This window comes from Pedobacter jeongneungensis (genome assembly GCF_000633455.1).
GTDB classification, from domain to species: Bacteria; Bacteroidota; Bacteroidia; order Sphingobacteriales; family Sphingobacteriaceae; genus Pedobacter; species Pedobacter jeongneungensis_A.
On record NZ_AYMG01000013.1, the window covers coordinates 348,393 to 364,944 of the forward strand.

15 protein-coding genes are annotated in these 16,552 nt (G+C 36.7%); 7 read left to right on the forward strand and 8 right to left on the reverse strand.

The genetic code is table 11. From position 1 onward, the window contains the following. Positions 1-17: 17 nt before the first annotated feature. Positions 18-992, reverse strand: a complete 975-nt coding sequence (locus tag U859_RS0113575) for a GDSL-type esterase/lipase family protein (RefSeq protein WP_025143904.1) — start codon at positions 990-992, stop codon at positions 18-20. 259 nt (positions 993-1,251) lie between these two features. On the opposite strand from U859_RS0113575, the gene U859_RS0113580 reads away from it, so the two are divergent. Then, positions 1,252-2,622, forward strand: coding sequence for a dipeptidase (locus U859_RS0113580; protein ID WP_025143905.1), 1,371 nt, complete (start codon positions 1,252-1,254; stop codon positions 2,620-2,622). Positions 2,623-3,104: 482 nt separating this feature from the next. Then, positions 3,105-4,085 carry a glycoside hydrolase family 43 protein gene (locus U859_RS0113585; RefSeq protein WP_025143906.1) on the forward strand — a complete coding sequence of 327 codons (981 nt, stop codon included), beginning with the start codon at positions 3,105-3,107 and terminating at the stop codon, positions 4,083-4,085. 86 nt (positions 4,086-4,171) lie between these two features. Here the strand turns inward: U859_RS0113585 and U859_RS0113590 are convergent, their stop codons facing one another. The 3 genes from U859_RS0113590 to U859_RS0113600 form a co-directional block, all read right to left on the reverse strand. Continuing rightward, positions 4,172-4,717, reverse strand: a complete 546-nt coding sequence (locus U859_RS0113590) for a hypothetical protein (protein WP_205314396.1) — start codon at positions 4,715-4,717, stop codon at positions 4,172-4,174. A 9-nt stretch (positions 4,718-4,726) separates the two neighbouring features. After that, a complete protein-coding gene (locus U859_RS0113595; RefSeq protein ID WP_025143908.1) occupies positions 4,727-5,623 on the reverse strand; it encodes an OmpA family protein in 897 nt (298 codons plus the stop codon). Between the two features lie 393 nt (positions 5,624-6,016). Further along, complete coding sequence (locus tag U859_RS0113600; protein ID WP_025143909.1) at positions 6,017-7,234, reverse strand: MFS transporter; 1,218 nt, start codon at positions 7,232-7,234, stop codon at positions 6,017-6,019. A 131-nt stretch (positions 7,235-7,365) separates the two neighbouring features. Here U859_RS0113600 and U859_RS0113605 point away from each other — a divergent pair, with 131 nt between their 5' ends. The 3 genes from U859_RS0113605 (at position 7,366) to U859_RS0113615 (ending at position 10,332) form a co-directional block, all read left to right on the forward strand. Continuing rightward, entirely contained in the window at positions 7,366-8,328 is a 963-nt protein-coding gene (locus tag U859_RS0113605; protein ID WP_025143910.1) for a phytanoyl-CoA dioxygenase family protein, read from the forward strand. Positions 8,329-8,349: 21 nt separating this feature from the next. Next, a complete protein-coding gene (locus tag U859_RS0113610) occupies positions 8,350-9,312 on the forward strand; it encodes a hypothetical protein (RefSeq protein WP_025143911.1) in 963 nt (320 codons plus the stop codon). A 126-nt stretch (positions 9,313-9,438) separates the two neighbouring features. Beyond that, positions 9,439-10,332: a glycoside hydrolase family 25 protein gene (locus U859_RS0113615; protein WP_025143912.1), complete on the forward strand. Its 894-nt coding sequence runs from the start codon at positions 9,439-9,441 to the stop codon at positions 10,330-10,332. A gap of 99 nt (positions 10,333-10,431) precedes the next feature. Here the strand turns inward: U859_RS0113615 and U859_RS0113620 are convergent, their stop codons facing one another. Both U859_RS0113620 and U859_RS0113625 read right to left on the reverse strand, forming a co-directional pair. After that, the gene (locus U859_RS0113620) at positions 10,432-11,529 is read right to left on the reverse strand and encodes a mandelate racemase/muconate lactonizing enzyme family protein (RefSeq protein WP_025143913.1); all 1,098 of its coding nucleotides are present in this window, start codon (positions 11,527-11,529) and stop codon (positions 10,432-10,434) included. Between the two features lie 25 nt (positions 11,530-11,554). Beyond that, positions 11,555-12,538: a YhcG family protein gene (locus U859_RS0113625; RefSeq protein ID WP_025143914.1), complete on the reverse strand. Its 984-nt coding sequence runs from the start codon at positions 12,536-12,538 to the stop codon at positions 11,555-11,557. Between the two features lie 128 nt (positions 12,539-12,666). On the opposite strand from U859_RS0113625, the gene U859_RS0113630 reads away from it, so the two are divergent. Together U859_RS0113630 and U859_RS0113635 are read left to right on the forward strand one after the other, a co-directional pair. Next, a complete protein-coding gene (locus tag U859_RS0113630; RefSeq protein ID WP_025143915.1) occupies positions 12,667-14,676 on the forward strand; it encodes a thioredoxin domain-containing protein in 2,010 nt (669 codons plus the stop codon). 10 nt (positions 14,677-14,686) lie between these two features. Next, complete coding sequence (locus U859_RS0113635) at positions 14,687-15,193, forward strand: peptidylprolyl isomerase (protein WP_025143916.1); 507 nt, start codon at positions 14,687-14,689, stop codon at positions 15,191-15,193. Between the two features lie 66 nt (positions 15,194-15,259). Here the strand turns inward: U859_RS0113635 and U859_RS0113640 are convergent, their stop codons facing one another. Then, the gene (locus U859_RS0113640; protein ID WP_025143917.1) at positions 15,260-15,892 is read right to left on the reverse strand and encodes a Uma2 family endonuclease; all 633 of its coding nucleotides are present in this window, start codon (positions 15,890-15,892) and stop codon (positions 15,260-15,262) included. Between the two features lie 10 nt (positions 15,893-15,902). Beyond that, on the reverse strand, positions 15,903-16,532 hold the full coding sequence (locus tag U859_RS0113645; RefSeq protein ID WP_025143918.1) for a Uma2 family endonuclease: 630 nt from the start codon (positions 16,530-16,532) through the stop codon (positions 15,903-15,905). Positions 16,533-16,552: the final 20 nt, after the last annotated feature.

The window sequence follows — 16,552 nt, forward strand, 5'->3', positions numbered from 1 at the left end:
AATATTTAATGCTTTTGTTACCTCGCTACAATAAACTTTTTTGCAGTATTATACTGGCCGGAATCGGAAGAGATCTTAAAAAAGTAAATACCCGGTACAAAGGTAGAGGTATTAATTTCTAAAGTATGTTTACCTGTATTCAAATATTCGTTTACCACTGTTTTAATCAAACGCCCCATCAAATCGTATATCTGAATGTTAAGTTTATCAGATTCTGGTAATACTACATCAATAAAGGTTTGCATTGCAGCAGGGTTTGGGTAGTTCTGAGAAACTGTAAACTTTAGGAATTTATCAAAAATAGCTTTGTTAATGGCATCAAAAATTACATAACTTACTAATCTGTAACCACGTGCATTTGGGTGAAAAGCATCTTGATACAAGGTAAAATCGCGCCTCATGGCCGCATTTACATCTGCAAGGTAAATCTTATATTCAGTGGCCAATTTTCTATAAGCCGCATTGATGTTCCTGATATTGGTATTTACGGCAACATAACCTTTATTAGTCCTGTCATCAACAAACTGAAGAGTGCATAAAATGGGCACTAATTTTTGTTTCAAGCTCGAAGTAATAAATACCCGCATGTTGGCCACGGTTTCTGCAACGCTTCCTTTGCCAGCGGCAATAGCAACAGCGTCGTTAATACCCATATCAATCACAATAAAACCTGTTCTATTGGCTATTGCATTATCAATCCTCAGCAAACCTTGAAAAGTAGTCTGTCCACCTATACCGTGATTCGTAATATCGACTATTTTATTGGTATAACAGTTTAAAAAATTATTCTGAAGCATGGTTTGGAAGCCAACACCATTTACACCTTCTACCGTACTGGCTCCAAAAGTCACAATGTTTATACTGTCTTTAGAGTAATATTGGGCTGCTTCAGGGCAACTTACACGCGTAGGGTTTTGAGCTTGTGCGAAAGAATTAATGCAGACAAACAAAAGCAGCAGCAGAGATAAAAATACTTTTGCGCTAAACTTCATTGTTAAAATTCTTTCTTACAGGTTTTAAGGATATCTGTTAAAGGCGCAATTTACAAAAAAGTAAATATAAATGATAGTGTACTTTTCTTTTTTACAAACAATAAACTATTTTTTTGTATTCATTAACAGACGGGCATAAATTTAAAAATAAATGTTCTGCTAAGAGGGGCAGAACGTTAATTATAGAAAGTTATAAATTGTAGTTACTTAGTAGGCCATTTATCTGGTAAAGCCTATATTTGTCCAAATTCATTTTGTTATGCAAGAGATTAAAAATTATGTAGAAACGCACAAACAACGTTTTTTAGATGAGCTGTTTGAGTTATTGCGTTTTCCATCGGTTAGTGCTGATCCGAAATACAAAGGCGATGTTTTAAAAACTGCCGACTATGTTGCGCAGAAATTAAAGGATGCAGGTGCTGATCAAGTTGAAATTTGCCCTACGGCCGGTTATCCGATTGTTTACGGCGAAAAAATTATAGATGCTTCTTTACCAACCGTTTTAATATATGGCCACTACGATGTTCAGCCTGCTGATCCGTTAGAACTTTGGCATACCCCACCTTTCGAACCTACAGTACGTGATGGTAAAATTTATGCCCGTGGCGCCTGCGATGATAAAGGTCAGTTTTACATGCACGTTAAAGCTTTCGAATTAATGATGGAAACCAATACTTTGGCCTGCAATGTTAAATTTATGATCGAAGGCGAAGAGGAGGTAGGTTCTGCAAATCTTGGTATTTTTGTAAAAGATAACGCTGAGCGTTTAAAAGCAGATGTAGTATTGATTTCTGATACTTCGATGATCAGTATGGATCACCCGTCAATTGAAACCGGTTTACGGGGTTTAGCCTATATGGAAGTAGAAGTGGTTGGTCCAAACCGCGATTTACACTCTGGTGTTTATGGTGGCGCAGTGGCAAATCCGGCTACTATTTTATGCAAAATGATTGCTTCATTGCACGATGAAAATAACCATATCACTATTCCTGCTTTTTATGATAAAGTGCTTGAATTAACCGATGAGGAGAAAAAAGCATTAAATTCTGCTCCTTATAATGAAGAAGAGTATAAAAAAGACCTTGATATTGAAGAAGTTTGGGGCGAAAAAGGTTATTCTACTTTAGAGCGTACCGGTACACGTCCAACTTTAGAGGTAAATGGTATCTGGAGCGGTTACATTGGCGAAGGTGCTAAAACCGTATTGCCAAGTAAAGCTAATGCTAAAATTTCGATGCGTCTGGTGCCAAACCAAAGCTCAGAAGAAATTGCAGAAATTTTTACCAAACATTTCGAAAGCATTGCGCCTAAAAATGTAAAAGTTAAAGTTACCCCTCACCATGGTGGCGAGCCGGTGGTAACGCCAACTGATAGTATCGCATACCAGGCGGCAGAAAAAGCAATTGAAGATAGTTTCGGTAAAAAAGCAATCCCAACACGTGGTGGTGGCAGTATCCCGATTGTAGCTTTGTTCGAAGATGTATTGGGCATCAAATCCGTACTTTTTGGTTTCGGTTTAGATAGTGATGCATTACACTCGCCAAACGAGAAATATGATATTTACAATTATTATAAAGGAATTGAAACTTTGCCTTTGTTCCATAAGTATTTTGCAGAATTGAGTAAATAAGATTACCATTATTTGTCAGTCTGAGCGAAATCGAAGACCAATCCCTGCCTATCTATATAAGCAGGGATTTTTTATTGGTTTCCTTTTTTGAAAATGTGCGGACTGTTTTTCATAGGTATTGTAGTCCCGCCATCGCTTATAGTCCTCGTTTCGTTGCACTTCACTGTGGGCTAACAGCTCTGTCGGGTTTATTTACAAACGGGGGCTGGCATTACGCTGAATATGCAATTTGCGGATTAATAGTATTACAGGCCCCGCCACCTAAACCCGACCGTAGTGTAAAACCCACAGCCTGATGTACTAGGGCGAGGATTTTAAACGAAGGGCGGGACTGCTGAAATCGAAAAGCGCTGTTACTGCTTTCCAAACAGGATAAATAAATTTAAACTTATTTGTCAATCTGATTGAAGTATAAGACCGTTTATAAGTACAAAACCATATTGTTAATTTTTAAACCACAGATTTTTTTATAAATTGGTACCATGAAACACCTCATCTCATCTCTTTTACTTTTATCTGGGCTTGCTTCTTTTGCTCAAGATACTAAAACGATTAACCAATCTGGAAATCCGATTTTTCAGGGTTGGTATGCAGATCCCGATGCTGCTATTTTTAACAACAAATATTGGGTTTATCCAACTTATTCAGCTAAATATAAAGAACAGGTATTTTTGGACGCCTTTTCATCTGATGATTTAGTGAAATGGAAAAAACATCCCCATATTTTAGATACTGCAGCGGTAAAATGGGCCAATAAAGCGATGTGGGCACCAGCAATTGTTCAAAAAGACAAAAAATATTACCTGTTTTTTGGTGCCAACGATATTCAGAGCGATAACGAAGTAGGCGGGATTGGCGTAGCCGTTGCTGATAAGCCAGAAGGACCTTATAAAGATCATTTAGGCAAACCTTTGGTAGATAAATTTCATAACGGTGCGCAACCTATTGACCAGTTTGTGTTTAAAGATAAAGATGGACAGTACTATTTAATTTATGGAGGCTGGAAACATTGCAATATTGCCAAATTAAATAAAGATTTTAGTGGGTTTTTACCATTTGAAGACGGCTCTACCTTTAAAGAAATTACACCTGATAATTATGTGGAAGGGCCATATATGTTCATCAGGAACGGTAAATATTATTTCATGTGGAGCGAGGGCGGCTGGACAGGTCCTGATTATTCTGTAGCTTATGCTGTGGGCGATTCACCATTTGGTCCGTTTAAAAGAATAGGAAAAATCTTAAAACAAGATCCTGCTATTGCAACGGGCGCAGGACATCATTCTGTGATCATCAATGAGAAAAAAGGTCAGTATTACATCGTTTACCACCGCAGGCCATTAACCGAAACTGATGGAAACCACCGCGTTACCTGTATCGACGAAATGAAATTTGATGCAGATGGGAATATTCTTCCAATAAAAATTACCAACGAAGGTGTAAAAGCCCAGAAAGTAAAATAAGTTTGTTTATTTAAACTGAACCTTATTATGCCCCCAAATTTAAATCTTTGGGGGCATTTATAATATAGAATTTCGTGATATCTGTTTTATTCTACTTTACCTCCATCAAGTTCATCCTGCCATTTTTTTAATTCTTCCCATTTGCCCTGGTAGGCGAGTTCTGATTGTTTAGCCCATGTTGACGGATCATGAACAGCAAATCTATCTCCTCCCGCATCTAAAATTTGTTGCAGTTGATCAACGCTGCTGGTTGATAACGCTTTCCAGGTTTTTATACCTGCTGCATTAAATAATTCTTCAATTTTTGGTCCGATGCCCTCTACAATTTTTAAATCATCCAGTATTACCGGCTTACCAAAAACACTTGCTGCTAAATCGGCATTAAATGGAAATGTACTTGTTGCTAAATTGAGTTCGTAAGCTTTTGAAAGCTCGGCAAAATAACCATTCTGTTCTTTTAAGTCGGCCTGGCAGTTTTTTAATTTAGCTTTATAGCTTTCTAATTCAGCCTCTATGTTAACTGATAGCGCGTTGGAATCAGGCTTAGAACCCATCTTTCCAATTAAATAGCCCAAAATTCCACATAATATACCTACAATTGCAGGAATTAAGATACAAGGTAAATTCATCATATTTATTGTTTAATTTATAGTTACAACTGTTCTTCTGTTTTTTGCTCTGCCTTCAATACTGTTATTATCTGCAATAGGATCGTTTGCACCTTTGCTTGAAGTGCTGATCCGGTTTTGGGGGATACCGTTTTTGATAAAATAGGCTTTCAAAAATTCAGCCCTGTCTTTACCTAGTTTAATGTTGTTTTTAAACGAGCCTGTATTATCTGTATATCCGGTGATGTTGATGGCACTATTTGGAACATGATCAAGGTATTTTACGATTTCTGATATGTTTTCCCGCTCACTTACCGATAAATTGATTGCAGTTGCTCCTGTTTGGAAATATAAAATCAATGGCTTAGCATTAATGGTGTCTTTTAAAGCGGCCCAGTCTGTTTGCAAGCTGTCGGCCTTTAGGGCAGATAGGCTAAAATTAATAGGCCCTATAACTGTATCGCCAAGTTTTTTCCATGAATCCACAATTTCTCCTTTGGTATCAAATAAATCCGACGAAAAACCTTTCGACACCATATAGTTTTTCACATTAATGGCTCTTGCTTCTCCTAAGTTTGTAAAAGCAGAGTTGTTCTTCTCATCATTTTTGGCAAAACCGGTTATTAATACTTTGATGTTTGGGTTTTTAGATAAAAATGCCTTAAAGCTTTCTAAACCAATATTAATAGAATCGTTAAGGGGAAGCAGCGTATTGAATCCATTGCTAATAAAGTTAAAGTTATCTTCAGCATAGTACCGATAGCCGTTCGTTTCAAGTTTAAATCCATTTGCAGGTAATGCTGGCGTAGGGGGCGCAACCGCAACTTGTGTTGTTTTTGTTCCGCAGCTACAACAAAAACGGCAGTATAATAGGGTGCCGAGTATAATGGTTAATACAATACCCAGTAGATAAATTGTTTTTTTCCTCATTTTGAAATGTTGGTTTATGTTTAGTTATTAATTTCTTTTAAAAAATTATCTGTAAACCGAGCGATTGGATTATCATTAGTTGTGGCATGACTTTCTGCTAAAAGCGTGCATAAACAATCAATGATAGTGGGATGAGGGAATAAATATTGGCTTAAGAACTACGCTAACCAGTTGAGCTGCTCTGCTGCAATATAAATTGTAAAAACCATGCCAGTAAAACCTTTAATGGTAAAAGTGAATGTTAGAAGAAGAAAAGTGCTTGTAAACTAGTGTGTTAAAGCATCAAAAGAAATTTGTATGAATACGTCGATGTATTATCCTTTTTTATAAAGATGGGGATGTGTGGAAATTAATCCCCAAAATGAGGTTTTATTGCATAAAAATCCCCGTTTTTTAGTTTGTTTGGGGGCTGTGTGTCTTATGCAGCCTGTTAAATCCCAAAGTGCATAATAGTAGCATACAGGCAAGTCCTAACCAAAGCCAGTTATAACCAAGGTTTTCTGCTACTAAAAAGCCAATATATGGACCGGCAAGTTGTGCGAAAGACCAACTTAAAGTGTAACCTGCAGCATATAAACCCCTGTTGTGCTCGTTACTCCTGCTAATTACAATGGTATTGATAAAGGGTAAGGTAAGCATCTCGCCACAAGTAAAAACAACAATGGCTAATATGGCCATAATAACATGAAAACTTACCGGAGCACTTAGTATGATATAAGAAAGTGAAAATAGAACAGCACCTATAATAATGAAAAACATAGGTGATCTTTTTGCTTCAATCTTATTGATCATCACCATCTCAAACAGGGCAATTACGGCCCCGTTAATGCCTATGATAATGCCAATGGCAAATTCATCGATATGCCATTCCTGTTTAAAAAACACCGGCACAATCCTGAACATTAAAAAGGCACAGGTAATAAATATGGTTGTAAGGAGGATAAACTTTACATAGAAAGCATCTTTCCAGGGCTTCATAATCATCATACTATTGGCCGTTTCCTTTGCTTTTTTGATGAAACCTTTTACCTGCGGTAAAAATGTGAGGATCAATAAACCCACAATTATGCTTACAACACCCTCCACAATAAAAAGTAATCTATAATTGATAGAGGCAATTATACCTGCAAAACTAATACCTATAGACCAACCCATGTTTGTGGCCAACCTGTTTAAGGAGTACGATCTGGTTAAAGTACCTTCGGCGGCATAGTGGGCAACTGCTGTGAAATTGGCAGGACGGAAAGCCTCAGAGAAAAAACTAATCACAACTGCCAAAATACATAAACTATAAAAGTGTGTTAGGGTAGAAAACAAGATAAACAGGAGGCCACTTATGATGGAAGATAAAACCTGTACAGGTCGGAAACCGATCATATCGGTTAATTTACCACCTGTTGCCGAGCCCAGCACCGAACCAACACCAAATAAAATGATGATTAAACCTGCATCTGTTACCGGTCTATGTAAACTTTGGGTAACAAACAGGCCCATAAACGGAACCGACATGCTTCCAAACCTGTTAAAGAGTATTACAAAACTTAATAACCAGGTTTCCCTGCTTAATCCACTAAAAGAGGTTTTATATGTATTGTAAATTGCGGTAATCATAGATAATGGCGTAGCGTACCAAAAGTAGGTAATGTAGAGGCATCCGCCTTAATTTTTTTGGTAATAGCTTAGCAATTTTTATCATGGATTTAATTAATTTTTATTAGAATTGCTATTAATAAATTAACATCATGCTCATCCCAAACGCTCAACAACTTACAGATTGTTCATTTTTAGGTATTGTAAGGAAATATCATGACATAAAATATCCCAAAAAGGATGTAGAGGAACAATACCAACATCAGGAGAAAGTCTTTTTTAGCATTTTTCAGATCGGGCTTTTCGAAACCTATAATTTTCTATATAGTGAATGCCAGGATGATGACCATTTTAAAAATTGGATTATCCAGTTAAAAGGTGCCGATTTTTATCAACAAGCCACTGTAAAATTTAATCAATGGTATCTGGGTACGGAGCATGTTATAAATATGCCATTTGACAGTATTTTAAGTGAAGCACAACATCAATTTTGGGAAAAAAACGGATATTTAAAAATCGCCAATGTAATTGATACAGAACGATGTAACGCTGTAATTGAACTGATAATCAAGACACTTGGTGTGGATATGGAGAAACCAGAAACATGGTATAATGATCATCAATTATTGCAGGGGCTTATGCTCCAGCTTTATCAGCACAAAGCGCTTGATGATATCAGGAACGATGAGCAGGTAAAATCTGTTTTTGCAAGTTTGTATGGTTCTGGTGCATTATTGCCTAACTGCGAAAAAGTAAGTTTTAATCCACCTGTAAATGGAAATTTTACCTTTAAAGGAAGTCCGCTTCATTGGGATATTGATTTTAACATCGGTCCGCAATATTATATACAAGGACTACTCTATTTAAATGATGTGCCCATAAAACGTGGTCCATTTAGCCTGATTCCTGGCTATCATCATCAAATTGAGGCAGAACTGCAACATAAAAATCCCGAACTATTAATTGAGGAATTGAAAGCGCAAAACCTTGCCATTCCTATTGCTGGAGAACGAGGCGACCTGATTTTATGGTTGCAATCTATTCCGCATGCTGCCACGCCAAATCTTTCTGATATACCCAGATTTGTGCAATACCTTAGTTTTAATAATTTTTAACCTATCCAAAAACTCCTATAAATGGAAACCACGCAACTGAGAGAAGAATTACGCCGAATAAGTGATGAAATTTTAAAACCTGGAGATTTTCACGATCAACTTGCACCTGCTATAACTGACTATGTAGCCTTATTATCCAAAATCGTAAAAATCAATAATGATGATGAATTGAATAGAAAACATGTTCAGAGCGAAATGGGACAAGCTATTGGTACATTTTGGGCAGCACAGTGCGTTAGAGAGGTTTTAAGGACCCAGCGTTTTGTAAGGAGTTTATATTTGGCAATTAAAGAAAAGCTAAATCAAAAATCAGGACCAGTTCGGGTAATGTATGCTGGTACAGGACCATTTGCTGCCCTGGCCTTACCAGTAATGATGCATTTTAGTCCGGCAGAGGTTCAGTTTACATTATTGGAAATTAATGAACAAACTTACAATCTATTGCATGAAGTGCTGGATGCTTTTGATTTAAATCCTTTTGTGTCGAAATGCGAAATTGCTGATGCAACAGTTTATCAGGTTGACAATTCAAACATTGACATTGTTATAAGTGAAACCATGAACAGGGCACTTATAAAAGAACCACAAGTTGCCATTATGCTTAATTTTGCACGTCAACTACCCTTAGATACCATCTTTATACCCGAAGAAATAAATGTGGGATTAAGTACACAGCACAAGAGTGGCACTGAGCCCAAATTAATAAAGCACTTAATGGAGTTTAATACCTCTTTAAGGCAAAAACTTGTTGATGATACTATTGGATTTAACTGGGAATTTGATGAAGTGATTGTTGAAAGTGATATAGAAAAAGGTGAGCAATTCTATCTTTCTACTGAAATTAAAGTGTACAAGGATAATTTTTTAGGTTTTAATGATTGTTCGCTAAACATATTGGAAAGAATTAAAACAGATAAATTAGATCCAAAAAAATTAAAATTCAGATATGTTTTAAAGGAAACACCCGGCTTTATTGTTTATTAGTGGTTGGATTCTTTTACGTTTAATAAGTTGGGCAAGGGATTTATGAAAGTGCCAGCTGGAAGATTAATGTTATTCTTAATCTCAATTTTTATTTCCCTACTTTTTCCTCAACTTTGCTGAATAAGTATGCCGCCAGAGAAAAGAATCCCGAATAAAGCACCAGTTATCAGAAAACCTGGCGTAAAAAAGCCAGCAGTTAGAAAACCTGCAACAAATAAAAAAAAGAAAAGTGTTCTATCAATTCAGCTCAAATTATTTATTGCAGGCTTATTATTGATTTTACTCTCTCCATTTTATTACGGTTACGTTTTAAGAAGTTTTGTGGCTACCTGGCGATGGGTTAAAGATTGGGGGCAAGATCCTAATTATAGAACTTACGAGAGTTTTAATATCAAAATCCCAAAAAAATATACTGTTCATGGAATTGATGTTTCTTATTATCAGGGCAAAATAAACTGGCAAAAGGTAAAGGAAATGAAAGAAGATGAGGTAAATATTAGTTTTGCCTTTATCAAAGCTACCGAAGGCTTATTACTGGTTGATCCATATTTTCAGCGCAATTGGCGCGAAGCACCAAAATCGGGCATTATCTGCGGCGCTTACCATTTTTTCAGACCAAAAAAAGATGGTAAAACACAAGCAAAATTTTTTCTTCAGGTAGTAAGTGTAGAAAAAGGCGATTTGCCGCCAGTAGTGGATATAGAATCTTTAGACGGTGTTTCTCCTTTAAAAATGAGGGCCGAACTGTCTGATTTTCTTAATTATGTAGAACTGAAGACTAAAGTTAGGCCTATCATTTATACCGGACTTAAATTTTATGAAGATTATTTGGTAGATTTTTTTGATGATTATCCCTTATGGATTGCCCATTATTACCAGCCCAGGTTACGATTGGACGAGAGCCGCTGGAAATTTTGGCAACACTCTGATAAAGCCAAAATTAATGGAATTGGGCATGTGGTAGACTTTAATGCTTTTAATGGCGATAGTTTAGCATTAGATAGATTATTAGTTCGGTAGTTGGTTAATTGTCTAAATCTGTTAACTGTGCTAGGCGCTCTATTTTTTAATTCAGCTAATCGGCCCCAAACTCCTAACGGCCAACTCCAAACTATTGAGCTAAACCGTCCAGCTTTCGCATTTTTCTAAGAAAAACTCATCTGCTTCAGCGCCTATTCCAATTTCTTCGGGAACATCAAGAAAGTAGCCATTATAAGTTAAACCACCAACAACAGGATCAACCAGATGGCCTAATAGTGCCGTATCAAGGTCAAAAAACTCTACATTTGGGCTTGCCAGGGCGAAATGTAGATTGGCACTCAGGGCAATCCTACTTTCGAGCATACTCCCGATCATACATTTTACACCTCTCTGTAAAGCTTCTTCGTGGATTTTTTGCGCTTCTAAAATTCCCCCAGATTTTGAAAATTTAATATTTAAATAGGTCGTAGACTGACTATTGATCAGTTTACGTGCGTCATGATGATTGTAACAGCTCTCATCAGCCATTAATTTAATCGGAGAATTTACATTCAATTCAGGAAGTTTATCATCATACCAGGTTCTCATGGGCTGTTCGCAGAATTCAATATTGTACTTTTCCAGTTCACCCAATGCAAATAAGGCATCATCAAAACTCCAGCCCTGATTGGCATCCAACCGTAAGGTTAACTCTTCACCTACTGCCTCACGGATGTGTTTCACCCTTTCTATATCATCATGTACCTTTTTACCCAACTTAATTTTAATAATCCTGCAACCCTGACTTTTATATTTTAATGCCGTTACAGCCATCCCTTCGGGTGTATCAATACCAATGGTCATATCGGTTTCAATTGTCCGTTTTTGTCCGCCGAGAAATTTATAAAGCGGTAAACCTGCATTTTTGGCTGCAATATCGAATAACGCCATGTCAAAAGCACTTTTAATGGTATTATTATGGTCGGCATAACCTAAAAGGTCGTTCATTCGTTCGGGAATTTCTAAAGGGTCTTTCCCTTTTAAAATTGCGGCGAAATCTTTAGCCATGGCAATGCAGGTTTCTTGTGTTTCACCAACAATCATCGGGAAAGCAGAACATTCTCCAATACCATGAATACCTGCATCAGTATAAATCCTGATCAACACATTCTGTGCAAAATGCATGGTTCCTGTGGCAATCACAAAAGGTTCCATCGGTATGCTAAAGCGGTATATTTCGGTATGGGTAATTTTCATTTTTTTAAGGCTGAAGGTGTAAGTTTTATGGGTTGTCTAATTCAAAACGTTGTCTGTCTTGTTCTATAATTGCTTTTAATTCCTCTTCTTTTGGTAAATACAATAGATATTTACTGGCAAACAACTGATTTTTATCACTTAAAACTGAATATTTTACGATTGTTTCATCCTTTTCGGTGCAAAGTAATAAGCCAATTGTTGGATTGTCGCCATCATTTCTTTTCAAATCATCATACATTCTAACATACATATCTATTTGTCCGATGTCTTGATGGTTTAAACTTGTTGTTTTAAGATCAATGATTACGAAGCATTTTAAAATGTAATTGTAGAAAACGAGGTCTATAAAGAAATCTGAAGTATCTGTTACAATATGTTGCTGACGGGCAACGAAAGCAAATCCTTTACCAAATTCCAGTAAAAATTTTTGAAGATGGTTTATAATTGCAGATTCTAAGCTTTTCTCTGTATTTTTAGTATCAGGATCCAATCCTAAAAATTCAAAAATATAAGGATCTTTTATATAGTCTTGAATGTTTGGTTTCGGATTGTTCGTTTTTGGTCCGGTTAAGGAGCGTTCGTATGATAAAGAATTTATCTGCCTCTGTAATTCTCTACTGTTCCAATTCGATGTTATAGATTCTTCTATATAAAACTTTCTTTTTTCTTCAGAATCTAATCTGGATAACAGCCGATAATGTGTCCAACTCAATTCGGTACGCAATGCGTACCAAATTGGAAATGCAGAATAAAAAGATCGCATATTATTCAAATTTCTTTCATCAAAACCTTTTCCAAACTCTAAAGTTAATTGAGTAGAAAGATTTTTTAAAGTCTCTTTTCCGTATGCTGCACGTAATTTTCCCTGCTGTTCATCCTCAATAATAAGTTTTCCAATTTGCCAGTAAGATTCAAGTAATGCAGAATTTGCCGCTCGAAATACTTTCAGGCGGGATTGGCTAATAATCTGTTTTATGGCATTAAATAACTCGTTTTTGCTTAATTCCATTCATCGTATAGATTTCCAACTAAAGTATAAAAACAAAAACTAAATAGAAACAGGTTTGTAGATTATTAATAGATTTACACCTCAAAATTAAAATTCCATTTTCCCGCATACATTTTACATCACCTGTCATGTCAGAAACCAATAATTTAATCCACGCTTCATCGCCATATTTGCTGCAACATGCCCACAATCCTGTTAATTGGTACGAATGGGGGGCAGAAGCGTTAGAAAAGGCAAAAGCGGAGAATAAACTGATATTGGTGAGCATAGGTTATTCAGCATGCCATTGGTGCCATGTAATGGAACGCGAAAGTTTCGAAAATTATGAAGTAGCCGAAGTAATGAACAGGCATTTCATCTGTATTAAGGTTGATCGTGAGGAACGTCCGGATATCGATCAGATTTACATGTATGCTATCCAATTGATGACGGGTAGCGGGGGCTGGCCCTTAAACTGTATCTGTTTGCCAGATCAGCGCCCAATTTACGGTGGAACGTATTTCAGAAAAAATGATTGGATCAACATCCTTGAGAATGTTGCTTCACTTTGGGCAAATGAACCAGATAAAGCCATTCAGTATGCCGAACGCCTAACTTCTGGAATTAAAGACAGTGAAAAAATAATTCCTGCAATTACAACTGAAGAATATACAAACGAGCACCTGACCGAAATTATCGAGCCCTGGAAACGCCACTTCGATATTGGTTACGGTGGATACAACCGTTCCCCAAAATTTCCTTTGCCCAACAATTGGGTGTTTTTACTACGTTATGGCTTTTTAAAAGATGATGAATCTGTTTTTACAGCTGTTTGCCATACACTCGAAGAAATGAGCAGGGGAGGTATTTACGATCAGATTGGTGGTGGTTTCGCCCGTTATTCGGTTGATGATAAATGGCATGTGCCACATTTCGAAAAGATGCTTTATGATAATGCACAATTGATCAGTTTATATGCAGAGGCTTATCAATGTACTAAGTTCGATTCTTTTAAGCAAACTGTAGTTGAAACGATAAACTGGATTTTTGATGAAATGACTTCAGCCGATGGACTGTTTTATTCGGCTTTAGATGCTGATAGTGAAGGCGTAGAGGGCAAGTTTTATATATGGGATAAGACAGAGTTTGATGAGGTTTTAGGTGAAGATGCCCAATTGATTGGTGCTTATTATAATATTACAGAAGAAGGTAACTGGGAAGAGGAGCAGACGAATATTTTACGTAAAACCATCACTGATGATGATCTGCTTTCCCGGTTTAATATCGAAGCAGAAATGCTTTACGATAAAGTAAATTTAGCCAAAGCAAAATTAATGGCCGTTCGGAGCAAAAGGATCCGTCCGGGATTGGATGATAAATGTTTAACCGCGTGGAATGGTATGATGATTAAAGCTTTGGCAGATGCTGCGGAGGTTTTAAATCACAAACAATATTATGAAAAAGCATCAGCTGCAGCCACCTTTATTTTAAATCACCTCAAATCAGAAAAAGGTGGTTTATACCGCAATTTCAAAAATGGGAAAGCTTCTATTACAGGATTTTTAGATGATTATGCTTTCTTCATCGAAGCCTTGGTTGCATTATACGAATATGATTTTGACGAAAAATGGCTGGAAGAAGCAAAATTATTGACCGATTATGTTATTGCTAATTTCAGTGATGCCGATTCGCCGATATTTTTTTATACCTCTGCCGAAAGTGAAGATTTAATTGCCCGTAAACATGAAGTGATGGATAACGTTATCCCGGCTTCAAATTCTACCATGGCACAAAATTTAAAGAAACTGGGTTTGCTTTTTGATATCGATATTTATATCGAAAAAGCTTCAGAAATGCTTGCTGCGGTTCAGGCTAAGATTAAAACTTATGGTTCTGCTTACTCAAACTGGGCCATTCAATTGCTCAACGAAATTTATGGCATAAATGAAATTGCCATTACAGGTTTAGAAACTGATGTTGTTAAATTAGAATTAAGCGGACATTATATTCCAAACAAAATTACATTGGGCGGAACAAAAAGTAACTTACCACTGTTAAAAGGTAAGCAAAGCAATGAAACAAAAGTTTATATTTGCCGAAATAAAGTATGCCAGTTGCCGGTTAACACTGTTGAGGACGCATTAGAGTATTTACAATAAATTAATTTAAATGAATATTTCACCAAACTCTGTAGTAGCGTTAACTTACGAATTGCATACTACTAACGAAGAAGGACAACAAGTTTTTGTAGAAAAAGCTGACGAACAAAATCCTTTAGTATTTTTATATGGCGTTGGCATGATGTTGCCTAAATTTGAAGAGCATTTAACCGGTTTAAAAACTGGCGATGAATATGGCTTTGAGCTATCTGCTGCAGATGGTTATGGCGATATCGATCCAGGTGCTTACGCTGATCTTCCTAAAACGATGTTTACAGAAGCTGGTGGCGAATTGCCTAACGTTGGTGATGTAATTCCTTTGCAGGATAACAATGGTAACCAGTTTAGGGCAGGTGTTACTGCAGTTCATGATGAAACCATTTCAGTTGATTTAAACCACCCAATGGCTGGGAAAAACTTATTGTTCAGTGGTGTTATCTTAAATGTACGTGAAGCTACACAAGATGAATTGGCTCATGGTCATGCTCACGGAGCTGACGGTCATTCAGGTCATTAATCAATTGATATAAACAATTAAAGGGCTCAGGTTTAAAAAACTTGAGCCTTTTTACTATAATATCATTTATAAATCCTGAAAAACTTCTTCTAAAATTAGCGTAAATCCGGGTAAAATCGGTGTGCTAACCTCTTCGCCTTCAGTAAGTAGTTTGGTGGGCTGAAACTTACCCTGATCATCCAGGATATACCTGAAAAAAGTTTTATCCAAAGGACTTACGATCCAATATTCTTTAACACCTGCTTCTTCATAAACCTCATATTTGTTGATCAGTTCTTTTTTGTTGTTGCCTGGCGATAAAATCTCTACAACAATATCTGGTGAGCCGATACAACCGTGTTTATCCAGCTTATTCTGATCGCAAACCACTACCAGATCAGGTTGTACCACAGTGAAAATTTCTTTGTCGGTCTGAGTTTTCTTAGCTAAACGGACATCAAATGGGGCGGTATAAACGCGGCAGGGTTTTTCTTTTAGGGTATTATATATTGGTCCGAAAATATTGGTTAAAACACCCTGATGGATACGTGAAGGTGCAGGGCTCATCCTGAAAATGTAACCTTTGATGATTTCTAACCGTTCCTCAAATTCAAAGCGTAAATAGTCGGCATAACTATATGTTGCAGAAAAATCTACCTCATTAACTGTTCTAATTGGAGGCTGTTCATCCTCAGTTGGATATGGTTTGATATTTTTCATACGATCTATATTAATCATGAAAAACTTCTTCTAAAATTAACGTAAATCCGGGTAAAATCGGTGTGCTAACCTCTTCGCCTTCAGTAAGTAGTTTAGTGGGCTGAAACTTACCCTGATCATCCAGGATATACCTGAAAAAAGTTTTATCCAAAGGACTTACGATCCAATATTCTTTAACACCTGCTTCTTCATAAACCTCATATTTGTTGATCAGTTCTTTTTTGCTATTACCTGGCGATAAAATCTCCACAACAATATCTGGTGAGCCGATACAACCACGTTTATCCAGTTTATTCTGATCGCAAACTACTACCAGATCAGGTTGTACCACAGTGAAAATTTCTTTGTCGGTCTGAGTTTTCTTAGCTAAACGGACATCAAATGGAGCCATATACACTTCACATTTATGACCTTTTAATACATTGTAAATGTGATTATGAATTCTTCCCAATATTTTTTGATGGATCCGGGAAGGGGCAGGACTCATTTGGAAAATACGTCCTTTGATGATTTCCAGTCGCTCTTCAAACTCAAAACGCATATAATCCGCATAACTATAATCCGCAGAAAAATCTACCTCATTGAGTGTCTTAATCGGAGGGAGCTCATCTTCTGTTGGATATGGTCTGATATTTTTCATATTGGTATTTACCAAATATA

What these genes read in the sequence shown, in the direction of transcription:
- U859_RS0113575 (WP_025143904.1), bottom strand. Translation starts at nt 992, where the DNA reads ATGAAGTTTAGCGCAAAAGTATTTTTATCTCTGCTGCTGCTTTTGTTT.
- U859_RS0113580 (WP_025143905.1), top strand. Translation starts at nt 1,252, where the DNA reads ATGCAAGAGATTAAAAATTATGTAGAAACGCACAAACAACGTTTTTTA.
- U859_RS0113585 (WP_025143906.1), top strand. Translation starts at nt 3,105, where the DNA reads ATGAAACACCTCATCTCATCTCTTTTACTTTTATCTGGGCTTGCTTCT.
- U859_RS0113590 (WP_205314396.1), bottom strand. Translation starts at nt 4,717, where the DNA reads ATGATGAATTTACCTTGTATCTTAATTCCTGCAATTGTAGGTATATTA.
- U859_RS0113595 (WP_025143908.1), bottom strand. Translation starts at nt 5,623, where the DNA reads ATGAGGAAAAAAACAATTTATCTACTGGGTATTGTATTAACCATTATA.
- U859_RS0113600 (WP_025143909.1), bottom strand. Translation starts at nt 7,234, where the DNA reads ATGATTACCGCAATTTACAATACATATAAAACCTCTTTTAGTGGATTA.
- U859_RS0113605 (WP_025143910.1), top strand. Translation starts at nt 7,366, where the DNA reads ATGCTCATCCCAAACGCTCAACAACTTACAGATTGTTCATTTTTAGGT.
- U859_RS0113610 (WP_025143911.1), top strand. Translation starts at nt 8,350, where the DNA reads ATGGAAACCACGCAACTGAGAGAAGAATTACGCCGAATAAGTGATGAA.
- U859_RS0113615 (WP_025143912.1), top strand. Translation starts at nt 9,439, where the DNA reads ATGCCGCCAGAGAAAAGAATCCCGAATAAAGCACCAGTTATCAGAAAA.
- U859_RS0113620 (WP_025143913.1), bottom strand. Translation starts at nt 11,529, where the DNA reads ATGAAAATTACCCATACCGAAATATACCGCTTTAGCATACCGATGGAA.
- U859_RS0113625 (WP_025143914.1), bottom strand. Translation starts at nt 12,538, where the DNA reads ATGGAATTAAGCAAAAACGAGTTATTTAATGCCATAAAACAGATTATT.
- U859_RS0113630 (WP_025143915.1), top strand. Translation starts at nt 12,667, where the DNA reads ATGTCAGAAACCAATAATTTAATCCACGCTTCATCGCCATATTTGCTG.
- U859_RS0113635 (WP_025143916.1), top strand. Translation starts at nt 14,687, where the DNA reads ATGAATATTTCACCAAACTCTGTAGTAGCGTTAACTTACGAATTGCAT.
- U859_RS0113640 (WP_025143917.1), bottom strand. Translation starts at nt 15,892, where the DNA reads ATGAAAAATATCAAACCATATCCAACTGAGGATGAACAGCCTCCAATT.
- U859_RS0113645 (WP_025143918.1), bottom strand. Translation starts at nt 16,532, where the DNA reads ATGAAAAATATCAGACCATATCCAACAGAAGATGAGCTCCCTCCGATT.